The organism is Halovenus amylolytica, assembly GCA_004015825.1.
In the GTDB taxonomy this organism is placed as follows: domain Archaea; phylum Halobacteriota; class Halobacteria; order Halobacteriales; family Haloarculaceae; genus Halovenus; species Halovenus amylolytica.
In genome coordinates this window covers 56580-71207 of record SAYS01000005.1, presented here as the reverse complement: position 1 = coordinate 71207, position 14628 = coordinate 56580, and the positions used below count along the sequence as shown (strand labels likewise).

The following is a 14628-nucleotide window of genomic DNA, read 5'->3' as shown; positions in this document are numbered from 1 at the left end:
TATTATAGTAACTATTCTGATGGTAGGTACTATAATACGATCTACGTATGCTGGTTTTGTAATTATATTTTTGAACAACATAGAAACTGTTTAACCAAATTTGCGATATCGTTTTATATTATTCCACTCTATGAACAGAGTATTCTTTTTATAACCAATGATTAGGATAGTATTACTTAGCTCAATAAAAATAGTATTCAAATTAATTATTATACAACTCACACTCCACTCCTGTCAATCGAGACGAAGTTGTAACAATACGATACCATCTGTACGGACACCAGATCGAATCGTTGCGGACAGGGGAGGACCGAACAGTTCCACCACCTACACACTAGACAGAGGATGAAAATGAATCAACGAACCACCTACGAAAAGAACGGAATTGAGCTGACAAAGCGCTATGACGAGACGGAGCACAACCTGCCGTCGGTCGTATACAAATTCTCGTCGAGTCGACCGGAGCCGGTTTCGGTTCGGCTCGTCGAACCGATTGCCGACGATCTCGATCCGGGTCACATCGGGTTTCCAAAGGCCAACGGGCGAGACGAGTGGACGCTCGGGGAGACGGAACTCGTTCTCGAATGCACACTCGGACCAGCCGATGAATACGAGACAGCCTACGCATTGCGCCCGGAGCAGTCGTACGACCCAGAGACGGTCGTTTCAGAACCTGACGAATTCGAGGTAAACTCTATCGACACCATCGCGGACCTCTCGGGGGACTTCCTGAGATCAGCAAGTTCCAGCAATAGCAGGGAAAACGGCGCCGACGATCAGTCCGTTGCTTCGCTGAATACAGTAATTGACGCCGACGACGAGGGTAGCTCGCTGCAAGAGATACCGCTAGAGCAGCCAGATAGTGGGGAAACTGGTGGACAGGAACAAAACGAAGCGTCGCTGGTCGACCAACTCGCCAGGGAGTTCGAACAGGGCGCCGGTTCGGCGGAAAGTCGCGCATTTCTGAGAGAAGAGCTCGAGCTGGCCGGCGAATCGAGTAGCACCGACGCCCGGATCCGACAGCTGCAGGCGGATCTGTCCGATTTCAGAGCCTACAAAAATGCACTCGAGGAGTTCCTCGACGACAACGGCTCGGCACAGGAACTGATCGATGATTTCGAAACTCGGATGGATTCGTTCGACGAAGCGGTAACCTCGCTGGAATCTGATTTCCGCGAGCAAGATGATGCCATCGATGCAGTTCGTCACGAGAACGACCAGATTCAGAGCGAACTCGGCTCGATTAATTCCGAAATCGAATCGCTGACAGAGAGCGTCGATGGACTCCAAAAAGAACTGTCGAGTCTCGACGACCGAGTGCCAGACCACGACGTCGGCGAGCATATGTCGGATATAGAAAAGCAAGTAACCGAGCTATCCGAGTTCAGGAACGATCTAAAGAGTGTGTTCGGACGCGAGAGTACCTGAATAAGCAAAATATCGTCGGCTATCTTGATACAGCGAGAGAATCTCGCCGTTCACGGCGGGCGTGAATCGCGTAAGATTGGTGCCGCAAACCACCGGATTTATGCTCGGTGGGTTCGTACAGTACGACAATAACTCGGGAAAAGTGGGTGTGGGTTGGCGTTCACCCGATATCAAAAACGCGAGCCTGCCCGAGTCAGACTCCGCTGCAAGGCGCAGTCAGGCGGATGGCACCGCCCGCACGGGCCAAGCAGATACCCAAGCATCTCACTCCCTCACGGGACTGACGGCTTGCGTGCAAACCGGAGTACCCGCGAGGGGAATGTTGCCACCGTTAGGGTCGGAACGCCCGACTCCAACCGCGTGGAAACCTCGGCGTTTACGCCGAGGAGGATGTCATAGTGTCGCGGTATACCAGACGCCAACAGCGACGATCCCAGCACCGAACAGCGCAACGTTCGCGCGGCGGTTCGCTGCCAACACGATTCCAAAACTGTGATCGAACTCCCAGAGTGGTTCGAACGGACGAATCCCCATCGGCGTCAAACTATCCTCGAACAGATGCGAGAGCAAGGAGAGTGCTACAGCAGTCCCGAATAGCACAGACAGAGCACCCGGCGTACCGATCTGGCTGCCGATCAGCCAACCCACGGCGGCACTGATCACACTGATTGCGAGTACGAACCAGATAGTATGTGTCGGGCCGCGGTGGTCGATAGGTAGCTGCTCGTCGATATCCGGCAGCATCGAGACCCCTGCTGCAATGACGAGCCCGACAGCGCCAAGCTCCGGCTCACCCGCGGCAGAGAGCACGCTGGCGACCGGTGTGTACACGAGCAGTGCACCACCGATATGCCCCAGCGTGTGCATGTACGGGCCTACCCCTGGCGTGTATATCAACCTCGCGGGCTCGAGACGTCTCATAGTGATTATTGCGAGTCTTTCCCGCCGTGCCGGCATGAATATCAGTCGACAATCGCTGAAACAACCGCCTGTGGGACCACTGCTGAAGATAACCGCAATAATCACTATCAGAGGTCGCGCGCCAGGCCTGGAAGATATTTCAGGCTGCCAGCCCAAGGAAGGATATGACTGATCCGGACCGGCTGTCGCGATTCCTGAAGACGAAACTCCAGGACGCTGGCCGGCAGTACGAGGAGGCACGCAAGGCCTTTACCGAGGCACGCGTCAGTGCCGAGACGGATCTTCCGACCGAGAACGGGAAAGCACGCATCGTCTGCCGTCGATACGCGGAGAGACGTGCCGTCAGGCTGGACAGCGACAGCCGCCCAGCCTGTTTCGAGGCGGGACACCCGGACTGTGAGGGTTGTGTCGAAGATATCCACGAGGGCTGTATCGAAACCTGGTGATCCAGCGGGTCGACTAGCCGCTTGCGACCCGGAACGCAAAAGACCACGGCACCGAGTAGCTATCAGTATGAGCGAGGAGGAGTCCACACCGGAGCCGAGCAATCCAGCAGTCCCCGATTCTGATACTGCCACGGAATCAACAGACGAGATGTCGACTGGACTGGACGGACTGGCTGCCCAGGACGGCTGGCAGGTCGAGGGCTCGGCCGCCCGTGTCCACTACAGCGGCGCGACCGATCGGTACAGCATCGAGTACTACGCTCCGAGTGAGTGCGTGCTCTACTGGAAGGTACCCCCAGAAGCGGCCGGCGAGACAGCCGTCCCGGTCGGGCGGGCGACCGTTCCTGCACCGCTCCGTGAACGCATTCGTGAGGATCTCGCGACAGCGGGGATCGATCCAGAAATCGAGGGGCAGAACTTGTAGGAGTATTTTGATGAGAACGCACAGACCGTCAGTTCCAAGAGGAGGGCACCGATGAAAGGAGGCATGAGATTCCATCAGGCGGCCAACTATCTGTTCGATCTCCGGCGGTTCGGCTCGCGTCCGGGGACCGAACCGACACGAGAGTTCCTCGCGGCGCTCGGTGACCCACAGGAGGGGGTGCCCTGTGTGCAGATCACCGGCAGTAACGGGAAAGGCTCGACGGCCCGGATGGTCGAGTCAGTGCTCCGGACTGCCGGACTCGATGTCGGCCTGTATACGTCACCACATCTCGACGATATCCGCGAACGCGTCCGTGTCAACGGCCGGAAACTCTCCGAACAGGCACTCGTCGAATTTGTCGAGGCGGCCGAGGAGTACATCACCGACAAGGCTGCCGACGGCGACGCACCCACGTTTTTCGAGACGATGACTGCGATGGCGCTGTGGGAGTTCGGTCGCCAGGACGTCGACGTCGCGATTCTCGAAGTCGGGATCGGCGGCACTCACGACGCGACGAGTGCTGTCGATCCGATCGCGAGCGCGGTCACGAGTGTCGCCCTCGAGCATACAGATATTCTCGGTGATGATCTGGAAACCATCGCCGCGGACAAGGCAGCGGTCGCACCTGCCGATGGCCCGCTCGTCACCGGTGCGTCAGGTGACGGGCTCGCGGCGATCGAAGCGGCAGTCTCGGAGAGTATCGTGGTCTCCCGAACGGATGCGACAAAAGGGGCGACCCCCGGCGACGTGACCGTCACCTACGGCGGTCGAGAAGGGCTGGAGAATACCGTCTCGATCGAGAGCGACTCGTGGTCAGTCCAGACCAAACTCCCATTGCTGGGTGCCCACCAGGCCCACAACGCAGGCGTCGCGACGGCGCTGGCTCATCAGATCGTCGGGGACGACGCTGTTGGCCCACTCAGCCCGCCAGCGGAGTTGTCCGATGACTCGACAGGTGGACTCCCGGAGGCTGTGCTCTCTCGTGGACTCAGGAACGCCCACTGGCCCGGCCGCTTCGAGGTCATGGACCAGAAGCCACTGGTCGTGCTGGATGGCGCGCACAACCCCCGGGGCTGTGAGTCTCTGATCGAGACGCTGGATTCCTTCGAATACGACAACCTCCATCTCGTTGCCGGTGTGATGGCCGACAAGGACCACCGCGGGATTGCACGTGCCCTCGACGCGGCAGATACCGTTACTGCCTGCGAACCGGCGATCGACCGGGCAGAAGACAACGACGTGCTCGCGCGAGCGTTCGAGGAAGAGACAGACGCCACAGTCGAGACTCGATCTGACGTGGCCGGTGCGCTCAAGGATGCACTCGCCGATGCGACCGACGGAGACTGCGTGCTCGTCACTGGCTCGCTGTACACTGTTGCGGAGGCACGCACGCGCTGGTCGCGACCCAGAATCGAGAAACGCGTCGAGTCGATCCCAGAGGCCGAACAGACGCTGGAAGATGCACACGTCACCGAGGCCGGCCAGTGGCGGATGCGCGGGAAGGCAGTCCACCGCGTCCTCAAGACGCGTGTCCAGCCTCGCCAGGCCCAGTATCTCAAAGAGGAGATGCTCTCCCTGGGTGGTGAGTGTGCCGTCTCGGGACTGAACGATCAGGACCAGGAGAATCTCGGTGTCGTGTTGATGGGAACGATGGCGCAGTTCAAACGACTCGCCGGGAAACTCGACGGCCAGCCATACGGACTCGCGCCCTTCGCAACGGAGATTCGGGAGACACTCTCGATCGAAACCGTACCAGCCAGTCACGGATACCCCTGGGAGGATGGCTGTGCAGTTATGGGGATTCTCAACGTCACGCCCGACAGTTTCCACGACGGCGGCGAGTTCGACGACCAGTCTGACGCGGTCGCTCGCGCCGAAGAGATGGTCGAGGAAGGCGCGGATATCATCGACGTCGGCGGTGAGTCGACCAGACCCGGTGCCGACCCGGTCCCGGCCGAGGCCGAGAAAGACCGCGTCCTGCCGGTCGTCGAGCGGATCAACGATCTCGACGCGCTCGTCTCCGTCGACACACGGAAAGCTGACGTCGCACGCGCCGCGCTGGATGCCGGCGCGGATATCCTCAACGACGTCTCCGGGCTGGAAGATCCCGAGATGCGACTGGTCGCCTCGGAGTACGACGTCCCGGTGATCGTGATGCACTCGATCGACGCTCCAGTCGTCCCGGAGAAAGACATCCACTACGACGATGTCGTCGAGGATGTGATCGACTCGCTGACCGAGCGAGTATTACTCGCGGAGAAGGCCGGGCTCGATCGGTCACAGATTATCGTCGATCCGGGACTCGGGTTCGGGAAAACGTCGGCGGAGAGTTTCGAACTGCTGGATCGGATCGGCGAGTTTCGGGGACTGAACTGTCCAGTGCTGGTCGGCCACTCCCACAAGTCGATGTTCGGGCTGGTCGACCGCGGTGCAGACGAGCGCTACGAACCGACAATCGCCGCGACGACGCTCGCAGCAGAGCGCGGTGCGGATATCGTCCGAGTTCACGACGTGGCCGCGAACAGGGCGGCCGTCGATGTCGTCGAGACTGCCCGTGATCCCGCGAACTCCGAGTAGCGATCGTTGCACAGATTCCCGAACCGACCAGCCAGGCAATTACCAACGAATTGGGTTGCAGGAGTACAATCGCCTCAACGACGGCGATCCAGATGAGAATGAGAACCAGCGATCTGAAAATCGAACGTCTGGAGTCACGCAGATATCCACGAAACCGACCAGTAGTTCTCCGGAAGTTCGTAGCGCATAGGAATCTGATCCGCTCCGGGATACTTTAATTTTTTAAGAGTCTCGGTTCTGTCAGCGGTGCAGGATCGCCGGCCGTTCGAACTGCTCGTCGAATCCGACAGCCTCGACAGTTTCCGTCGGCCAGTCACCCTCGGTCAGCGTCTCGTATCCCGACTCCGTGACAAGGACTGTATCCTCACTTTTCGCGCCCTCGACGGTCGGGTTCCAGGCGTAGGCCATCGGCAGGTGCACTGGCGCTTCGGAGTCGGGGGTCGCGATCCACTCTCGGCCCGCGAAGCCGGCCGCGCCGCCCTGGTGATGGTTACGCCACTCGCCGGACCAACTCAGGCTCTCGTACGCATCCTGAATCTGCTCGAAGATCGACGCTGCCTGCCCGCCCTCTTTTCCGACGGCGCGGGTGGCTACGAGTGCGCTGGCTTCGACGCGTGTTGCAGCCCTGTGGCGCTCTTCGAGCCACTCCGGCGGATCGAACGCGACGGTGCGCGTACAGGAGGCGAATAGCCCGTCTCGCTGGGTGGTGACACTTACGATCGCATATCTATCAAGCGGTGTCTCGGTCGGTGTCAGATGTCGGTACTCCGGCGCACGCTCGCTCCCGCCGACAAGCGCGACCGGTGTTTCGATGCCATGCGCTGCCAGTTTACCACGAAGTCTCGCTGCTGCTTCGCGTTCGGTCGTCTCTGGCGTGACTGAACGACAGACCGACTCGACTGCCTCGGCGACTGTTTCCCCGAGCGCTCGATATTGGTCGATATCCGCGTCGAGGAGTGGCTGGCGCAGTTCCGAGCCAGAAATATCCTCGAATCCGGTAACGTCGAAATCCGCCGCGGCTGGTGTCTGACTCGTCGCTTTGACTGCTTCCGACAGCGTACCCTCGTACCAGTCGAAGCTCTCGACAGTGACTGACTCCGGAAGTTCCTCTTCCTGCAAGCGATTCTGTTCGATGTTGTTCGTGATGACTGTCACCTGTTCGCCGTCGTAGCCCGCCGCGGCGACACCAGCATCGGCCGTTCGATCCACGACGTTGTTTCCGCCCGTGAGCCAGGCAAAGGAGTTCGGCCTTGCAAACCAGACGGCTGACAGCGACTCGGCCGCAAGTAGGGAATCGAGTCGCTCGATCCTGCTCGCCAGCGGATGCATCTCAGGCCTCGTCGAACACGGTCTCGCCGTCGACCTTGTGCTCTTCGACCGCGTCCATATCGAGCGTGATGCCGAGTCCCGGCTCTTCGGGGATCGTGATCGAGCCATTCACGATAACATCTTCCTCGACGAGATCCTCCCACCAGCCGAGCTCGTAGCTGTGGTATTCGACGGCCAGCGAGTTCGAGATTGCGGCCCCGACGTGTGCGCTCGCCATCGTCGCCACCGGCGAGGAGACGTTGTGCATCGCGACAGGGAGGTAGTACTGGTTCGCGATGTCCGCGATCTTGCGCGTCTCGCGCATCCCGCCGACTTTTGGCATATCCGGTGCGATGATGTCGACCGCCTGCGATTCGATGAGTCGCCGGTGTTCGGTCACTCGGTACCGGTTCTCGCCGGCCGTGATCGGCGTGATCGTCGATTTGGTGACCTCCTCCTGGACCTCCAGGTTCTCCGGCGGCACTGGGTCTTCGAGCCACCAGACGTCGTACTCTTCGAGCGCCGCTGCGAGTCGTTTTCCGGAGCCACCCGAGAACGTCCAGTGACAGTCGAAGGCGACGTCGGCGACGTCTTTCACGCGCTCGGTGACTTTTTCGACGATCTCGGCTTTGTGCCGGATCTCGCCGGGGCGAAGGTGTCGGTTCGCGCGGTCCTTTTCGAGTCCCGAGGGGACGTCGAGATCGAATTTGAGCGCATCGTAGCCGAGTTCCTCGACGACACGTTCGGCCTCGTCGGCACAGGCGTCTGCGTCGGCTTCCTCCTCGGTGTGACAGTCACAGTAGACCCGGACCTCGTCTCGGTACTTCCCGCCCAGTAGCTGGTATGCCGGCACGTCGAGAATCTTCCCGGCCAGATCGTGCAGTGCGACCTCGATCCCCGAGATCGCGGTGACGGTGACACCTTCGACGGAGCCCTCGCCGGACATCTTCTGGATCAGATGCTCGTAGAGGCGGTCGATGTCGAGCGGGTTCTCCCCGACGAGAAACGGTTTCATCCGCTCGATCAGTTCCGGGACGCCTGCTCCCCAGTAGGCCTCACCAGTGCCAGTGACGCCTGCGTCGGTGTAGATCCGGACCAGCGTCCACGGAAAGTTGCCGTCGATCATCGTCGTCTGGATATCCGTAATCTCTACATCCCGTGGGCCACGGTCGTTCGTGACACCCATCGTGTCGGACGAGAGGTTCCGCATCGTGTATTCCGCGTTCGGATCGTGGAGATCCGTATAATCCTTCGTCATACGAACAGTTCCCCTCCCAATCGAAAAAGGTCTACCGATTCAGTAGATCTGTTTCTTCGGTTATAGTAGTCCGAGCGATTCGAGATCGGCTTCGAGTGCTGCTTTGTCCTCGTCTCCCATACCTCGCAACGGCGAACGGAGAGTCCCAACGTCGAAGGAGAGATCACGCAACTCGAGTGCGGTTTTGACACCAGCCATGTACGGGCCGCGTTTGAGGGCGTTCCGGATCTCGAACGCTTTCGACTGAAGTTCCCGGGCGCGTTCCTCCTCCCCGGCATCGTATGCCTCGTACAGATCGACGACCAGTTCCGGGAAGACGTTGCCGATGGCGCTTACGAGGCCGGAACAGCCGATCGAAAGTCCCGGATACAGAAGCGAGTCAGAGCCGATCATAAAGCTCAGTTCGGGGTTGCGGTCGATCGCCTGTGCGAGCCACGGGACGTCCTTCGAGGAGTCTTTCACGCCAGCGATACCGTCGATCTCCGCGAGCCGGTCGAGTGCAGCGAGGCTGAGTTCGTTGCCCGTCTTCGAGGGGATGTGGTAGATATAGACCGGAATATCGACCGCGCCGGCGACCTCGCTGTAGTGATTGACTGCTGCTTCGTCGTCGAGCGGATAGTAGTAGGGTGTGACAGCAACGACGCCGTCGGCACCGACCGATTCGGCGTGTTCGGCGTGTGCCACTGTCGTCCGTGTCGCGGGCGCGCCGACGCCTGCGATGACGGGGACATCGACCGCGTCGGCGACCGTTTCGACGACCTGCTGGCGCTCTTCGTCGGTCAGGAGCGGGAACTCACCGTTGGTTCCGAGCGGAAAGACGCCGTTCGCGCCGGCGTCGGCGACGAACTGGGCGTGAGCCGCAGTCGCCTCGTGGTCGACTGCACCCGACTCGTCGAAGGCGGTTACAGTCGGTGGAATGACGCCGGTCGCACCGAGTGGATCGTTCTTTCCTGGTGATGGGGCGTGATCTGTCATGTCTACTCTTTCTCCTTTCCCGCCAAAAACACCATCGCTTGCCGGGGAAGTCGGAAACGAACGGACTACGGCCCACCCGATAGTGATTTTTCCAGCCGACCTCATCAGACTGACTCGACTGAAAATTTACTCGGAAGTAGGTAAATTTTTTATCGCGGAGTGCGTAGCTGCAGGTATGAAAGCAATCGGAGTCACAAAAGACGAGTCAGGTCCACAGATTCTCGACGTTCCGGACCCGGAGCCGGCATCGAACGAGGCACTGGTCCGGACGCTCCGTGTCGGTGTGGACGGAACAGACCACGAAGTTATCGAGGGTTCACACGGGGGATTCCCGGAGGGTGAGAAGTATCACATTCTCGGCCACGAGGCTGTCGGTGTCGTCGAAGAGCCAAACGAGACGAGCTTCGAGAAAGGGGATATCGTCGTACCGACGGTCCGACGGCCGCCCGCCGGCGAGGACAACGGCTATTTCGCGCGCGAGGAAGCCGATATGGCCCCGCCGGAGAAGACACTCGAACGGGGTATCGACGGCGCGCACGGATTCATGAGCGAGTACTTCGTCAGCGAAGAGCGGTTTCTGATCCCGATTCCCGAGGAGCTGGCCGCGCGTGGTTTCCTCGTCGAACCGGTGAGTATCTCTGAGAAGGCACTGGAGCTCGCGTACTCCTCGCGGTCGTCGTTCACCTGGGAGCCCGAATCGGCGCTTGTGCTGGGCAACGGGTCGCTGGGTCTGTTGACCGTCGCGATGTTGACAGCGGAGATGGACGTGTACTGCCTGGGCCGGCGTGACCGGCCCGATCCGACGATCGACCTGATCGAACAGCTCGACGCGACCTATGTGGACTCCCGCGAGACGCCCGTGGAGGAGATTCCCGACGTCCACCAGTCGATGGACCTCGTCTACGAGGGGACCGGCTACGCGAAACACGCGATCACCAGTGTCCACGCGCTCGCCCCGAACGGCGTCGCCGCACTGCTGGGCATTCCGGAGCCCTGGGAGTTCGAGATCGACGGCGGCAAGTTCCACAAGGAGTGTGTGATGTACAACAAGGCGATCGTCGGGAGTGTCAACTCCGGTCCGCGCCATTTCAGGGATGCAGTCGATCGACTGCAGGAACTGCCCGAAGACGCGCTGGATGCGCTTGTGACGCGGATCGTCGACTACGACGATTTCGAGCGGGCGTTCGAAGATTCCGACGAGATCATCAAGACTGCCGTCGAGTTCGAATCTCTCGAATAACACACATCGTAGTTCGGTTAGGGAGCGTTACCGTCGGACCCTTTTCCGGCGAAAGCCGGACAGCCTATCAAAACAGGTTTGTCGTCTCCAGTACAGGACTGAGTATGGAAACGTGGCGCTTTCTGGTCTCGGTAGCCGTGATGATCCTCGTCTGGTCTGTGGTAGTTACGATCGTTTCGGAGCCGCCGGGACCGCTCTCTATCGTTGTCGTGACAGTTCTGTCCGCAGGTGCACTCTTTCTGAGTGACCGGCTCGTCCAGCGGCTGGACAGCGAGTGATCTGTTGCGTGTTCGAAACAGTCGAAAGTGAAGTACCCCGCGCACGGTGGCGCAGGGGCGTCCGTGTTTAGTCTTGCACGCCTGACGCAACGGTCTTTAATTCCTCTCGCGCTTGGGTTTCACCTTGCGCCGACGTTCCGTGTCGGTCAACACCCGAAGCGAACAGTGCTCCGTGAGAGTCGGGGCCTCCACCAGCCCCCGATGCCGCCCGTCTCACCTTCTTCACTCGTGGAAGGGTTTCGAGAGACGGCACATTCTCAGTCTCCTGTTCTTCGAACCAGTTTTGCACCACGCACACCGCCGCCTTTCTGTCGCTATGGTCTTGGAACTCGCACTGCTGGCACTTGAACCGTTTTTTATGCCGGTTCGCTCGTTCTGTGTGCTGGCACTCAGTTCGTGGGCATCGCTGACTCGTGTACGCAGGGTCAACCTCGTCAGACGGAATTCTGACCCACGCAGATTTGTACGAAACCATTTCTTGGAGTGCTGCAAACGGCAGCGAGTGGAGGCGGCGGTTCATACGCGTGCCGTAGTCGATGGAGTCTCGCATGTCCGCATCGTTCTTGCTGGCGACTCTGTGGTTCTTGTGTGTGACGGTGACGTGGAGTTGCCACTCGGTGTGCTTGTGAATGACTTCAGCGGTCCCAACCCGCCACTCTTCATCGTTGAACGCGGTTTGCAGTCTGTCGAAGTGGTCGGGGCTGCCACGAAGTTCGCCTTTGACGTGCGTGCCTCTCGTGGCCGTGATACGGAACCGAACCGTCCCGTTGTCTTCGGGGAACAGGCGATAGCCTTCACGGTGGTTCATCACCATCGGGTACATTTCGTCGATGTACGGGTCTGGCCGACCCCACCCGTCATTTTTATTATCGTGATAGGTTTCAAGTTCGCCAAGTGCCTTGTCAACGATGAGTTGACTGGTGTTTTTGACGTGGGTGGCGTTATCCACGACAACTGATTTGATGTCATCCCATTCACCGCCCTGCCGGTCGAGGCGGTTGGTTTCGTTGCGGATGCGTCGGGCTTCGAGACAGCCGGTTCGCAAGTCGTCGCCACTCCCCGTACGGATGTCTAGTCCGAACGATAGTGTTTGGGTGAGTTTGGACGACTGCACTGGATTCTAGTCTGGTTTGATATTCGTTAAACGGTCGTGTTGTGACGCGCTTCACCCACGGGCACGGTGGCCCGTGGTACTCGCGCTGTTATTCTTTATAGAACTCGATCCGCGTAACAGCCGGCTCGATCAGTGGAAGGTTCGTCCGACTTCGTTTTCCCCGGCCTTGTCGGTATCGCGGCGACCGAATTTGTCTTCGATCTCCTCGTAGCGTTCCCGGGTCTCTTCGTCGACACTCGCGGAGACCTCCTCCAGTGCCTGGTCGAAGTGGGCTGCCGTGACACGGACGTTGCCGACACTGTCGTCGACATCGTCGGGATCGACGCTGTTGATGAACTCGCGCGTCGCGGCCATCGACGCCTCGCGGCTGACGGCCTCGATATCAGCACCGACGTAGCCCTCCGTTTTCTCGGCGAGCTCGTCGAGATCAACGTCGTCGGCGAGCGGTTTGCCGCGGGTGTGGACCTCGAAGATCTTGCGACGACCCTCCTCGTCGGGCACCGGCACGTGGATGTGTCGGTCCAGTCGGCCGGGACGGACGAGCGCCGGATCGATCAGATCCGGACGGTTCGTGGTCGCGATGACCACCACGTCTTCGAGTTCTTCGAGCCCGTCCAGTTCGGTCAGCAGCTGGGAGACGACGCGCTCGCCGACACCCGAATCGCCGCTGTGCTGGCCTCGTTCGCCGGCGATGGAGTCGATCTCGTCGAAGAAGACCACCGTCGGGGCGTTCGCCCGGGCCTTCTCGAACACTTCGCGGACGCCCTTCTCGGATTCACCGACGTATTTGTTGAGCAGCTCCGGTCCCTTGATCGAGATGAAGTTGCTCTGGGACTCGTTGGCGATCGCTTTCGCGAGTAGCGTCTTCCCGGTCCCCGGCGGCCCGTACATCATGACACCCTTTGCGGCCTGCATATCCATCTGCTCGAAGACGCCAGGGTATTCGAGCGGCCACTGGATCGTCTCGCGGAGCCGTTCCTTGGTCTCTTCGAGGCCACCGACATCCTCCCAGGTGATCTCGGGCACTTCGACGAACACCTCCCGCAGCGCCGAGGGTTCGATGCCCTTCATCGCGTGTTTGAAGTCCTGCTCGGTGACCTGCAGTTTCTCCAGCGTGTCCGCATCGATCTCGTCTTCTTCGAGATCGAGCTCCGGACGGATGCGCCGGAGTGCGTTCATCGCGGCTTCTTTCGTGAGGCCTGCGATGTCAGCACCGACGAACCCGTGCGTACTCTCTGCGTACTGGTCGAGGTCGATCCCCTCCACCAGTGGCATCCCGCGGGTGTGGACCTGCAGGATCTCCTTGCGGCCTTCCTTGTCCGGGACGCCGACCTCGATCTCGCGGTCGAAACGGCCGCCACGACGGAGCGCCGGATCGATCGCGTCGACACGGTTGGTCGCACCGATGACGATGACCTGCCCGCGCTCTTCGAGCCCGTCCATCAGGGAGAGCAACTGTGCGACGACGCGCCGTTCCACGTCGCCGGAAGTCTCGCCCCGTTTCGGCGCGATGGAGTCGATCTCGTCGATAAAGATCACTGCCGGGGAGTTCTCCTCTGCTTCCTCGAAGACCTCCCGCATTTGCTCTTCGCTCTCACCGTAGTACTTCGACATGATCTCCGGGCCGGAGATATCAGTGAAGTAGGCGTCGATCTCGTTGGCGACGGCCCGCGCCATCAGCGTCTTCCCGGTCCCCGGTGGGCCGTGCAGCAGCACACCTTTCGGTGGCTCGATACCGAGCTGCTGGAACAGTTCTGGATGACGCATCGGCAGTTCGATCATCTCCCGGACCTGTTCGAGTTCCTTGTCGAGACCACCGATATCCTCGTAGGTGACACTCGGGGTTTCGCGCTCTTTTGCTTCCTCGTCGGTGAGCTGTTCGGCGGGCTGTTCACTGATCTCGATCTCGGTCGAGTCCGTCACGACGACGGTGCCGCCAGGCTCCGTGTTCGCGACTTTCAGCGGGATCCGCTGCCCGGACATCGAGGACAGCGGCCCGAGTCCGAAGGAGACGGGCACAGTCTGTCCCTGCGTGACTGCCTGCCCGCTTAGATTCTGTCGGATCATCGGCCCGACGTTCCCGCGGACGCGCAGATTCTGTGGGAGGGCAACCGTGAGCGAGGTCGCTGGCTGGACGTCTGCCTTCTCGACGTTTACTGTATCGTCGATCCCGACGCCCGTCTCCTTGCGGAGGCGGCCGTCGATCCGGACGATTCCCTTACCCTGGTCTTCCGGGTAGCCAGGCCAGACACGTGCGACAGTCCGGCCGGAGTCGCCCTTGACGATGATGTAATCACCGTTTTCGAGCTCCATCTCGGACATGGCTTGCCTGTCGATCGCTGCCAGTCCACGTCCGGCGTCTTTCTGTTTTAGCGGTTTGACTGTGAGTTTCATGAGTCTGCCTCCTCGTCTAGTTCGATAGTGAGGACGCCATTTTTGATAAACGCTTGCGGGGTGCCGTCGACGTCGATATCGTAGCTCTCCCCGTCGGTCACGACGATCACGGTCTCGCCAACGACATCGACGTCGATGTCCTGAGCGGGACCGAAATCCGCTGCCAGTTCCACATGGTCGCTGTACTCGCGTCGGGCGACTTCTGCCCCGCGCTCTGACAGCTGCTTGTATGCTTCCATACTTACTACAAGTAATCCTTCTAAGT

13 protein-coding genes are annotated in these 14628 nt (G+C 60.0%); 6 read left to right on the top strand and 7 right to left on the bottom strand.

Features of this window, described 5'->3' with window-relative positions; translation table 11 throughout:
• Nucleotides 1–351: 351 nt before the first annotated feature.
• Nucleotides 352–1428: a hypothetical protein gene (locus tag EOW68_RS05120; RefSeq protein ID WP_128224084.1), complete on the top strand. Its 1077-nt coding sequence runs from the start codon at nucleotides 352–354 to the stop codon at nucleotides 1426–1428.
• Nucleotides 1429–1821: 393 nt separating this feature from the next.
• On the opposite strand, the gene EOW68_RS05115 is transcribed toward EOW68_RS05120, so the two are convergent.
• Nucleotides 1822–2295, bottom strand: coding sequence for a metal-dependent hydrolase (locus tag EOW68_RS05115; RefSeq protein WP_431358755.1), 474 nt, complete (start codon nucleotides 2293–2295; stop codon nucleotides 1822–1824).
• 218 nt (nucleotides 2296–2513) lie between these two features.
• On the opposite strand from EOW68_RS05115, the gene EOW68_RS05110 reads away from it, so the two are divergent.
• From EOW68_RS05110 to folP, 3 genes are all read left to right on the top strand, one after another.
• Nucleotides 2514–2795 (top strand): DUF7091 family protein, encoded by a 282-nt coding sequence (locus EOW68_RS05110; protein WP_128224082.1) that lies wholly within the window; start codon nucleotides 2514–2516, stop codon nucleotides 2793–2795.
• Between the two features lie 148 nt (nucleotides 2796–2943).
• On the top strand, nucleotides 2944–3219 hold the full coding sequence (locus EOW68_RS05105; RefSeq protein WP_128224236.1) for a DUF7538 family protein: 276 nt from the start codon (nucleotides 2944–2946) through the stop codon (nucleotides 3217–3219).
• 63 nt (nucleotides 3220–3282) lie between these two features.
• Nucleotides 3283–5796 carry a dihydropteroate synthase gene (folP, locus tag EOW68_RS05100; protein WP_128224081.1) on the top strand — a complete coding sequence of 838 codons (2514 nt, stop codon included), beginning with the start codon at nucleotides 3283–3285 and terminating at the stop codon, nucleotides 5794–5796.
• 240 nt (nucleotides 5797–6036) lie between these two features.
• On the opposite strand, the gene EOW68_RS05095 is transcribed toward folP, so the two are convergent.
• The 3 genes from EOW68_RS05095 to EOW68_RS05085 are packed head-to-tail and all read right to left on the bottom strand — an operon-like array spanning nucleotide 6037 to nucleotide 9337.
• Nucleotides 6037–7125: a M24 family metallopeptidase gene (locus tag EOW68_RS05095; protein WP_128224080.1), complete on the bottom strand. Its 1089-nt coding sequence runs from the start codon at nucleotides 7123–7125 to the stop codon at nucleotides 6037–6039.
• 1 nt (nucleotide 7126) lies between these two features.
• Complete coding sequence (locus EOW68_RS05090; protein WP_128224079.1) at nucleotides 7127–8362, bottom strand: mandelate racemase/muconate lactonizing enzyme family protein; 1236 nt, start codon at nucleotides 8360–8362, stop codon at nucleotides 7127–7129.
• 60 nt (nucleotides 8363–8422) lie between these two features.
• The gene (locus tag EOW68_RS05085) at nucleotides 8423–9337 is read right to left on the bottom strand and encodes a dihydrodipicolinate synthase family protein (RefSeq protein WP_128224078.1); all 915 of its coding nucleotides are present in this window, start codon (nucleotides 9335–9337) and stop codon (nucleotides 8423–8425) included.
• 175 nt (nucleotides 9338–9512) lie between these two features.
• Between EOW68_RS05085 and EOW68_RS05080 the strand changes: the two genes are divergently transcribed.
• Complete coding sequence (locus tag EOW68_RS05080) at nucleotides 9513–10577, top strand: glucose 1-dehydrogenase (protein ID WP_128224077.1); 1065 nt, start codon at nucleotides 9513–9515, stop codon at nucleotides 10575–10577.
• A 104-nt stretch (nucleotides 10578–10681) separates the two neighbouring features.
• Nucleotides 10682–10855 (top strand): hypothetical protein, encoded by a 174-nt coding sequence (locus EOW68_RS18490; RefSeq protein WP_431358754.1) that lies wholly within the window; start codon nucleotides 10682–10684, stop codon nucleotides 10853–10855.
• A 67-nt stretch (nucleotides 10856–10922) separates the two neighbouring features.
• On the opposite strand, the gene EOW68_RS05075 is transcribed toward EOW68_RS18490, so the two are convergent.
• The 3 genes from EOW68_RS05075 to EOW68_RS05065 all read right to left on the bottom strand — a co-directional run bounded on the left by EOW68_RS05075 (nucleotide 10923) and on the right by EOW68_RS05065 (nucleotide 14602).
• The gene (locus EOW68_RS05075) at nucleotides 10923–11969 is read right to left on the bottom strand and encodes a zinc ribbon domain-containing protein (RefSeq protein ID WP_128224076.1); all 1047 of its coding nucleotides are present in this window, start codon (nucleotides 11967–11969) and stop codon (nucleotides 10923–10925) included.
• A gap of 129 nt (nucleotides 11970–12098) precedes the next feature.
• A complete protein-coding gene (locus tag EOW68_RS05070; protein WP_128224075.1) occupies nucleotides 12099–14363 on the bottom strand; it encodes a CDC48 family AAA ATPase in 2265 nt (754 codons plus the stop codon).
• Nucleotides 14360–14602, bottom strand: coding sequence for a DUF7127 family protein (locus EOW68_RS05065; protein ID WP_128224074.1), 243 nt, complete (start codon nucleotides 14600–14602; stop codon nucleotides 14360–14362). Before EOW68_RS05065 ends, EOW68_RS05070 begins: the two co-directional genes overlap by 4 nt.
• Nucleotides 14603–14628 lie beyond the last annotated feature (26 nt).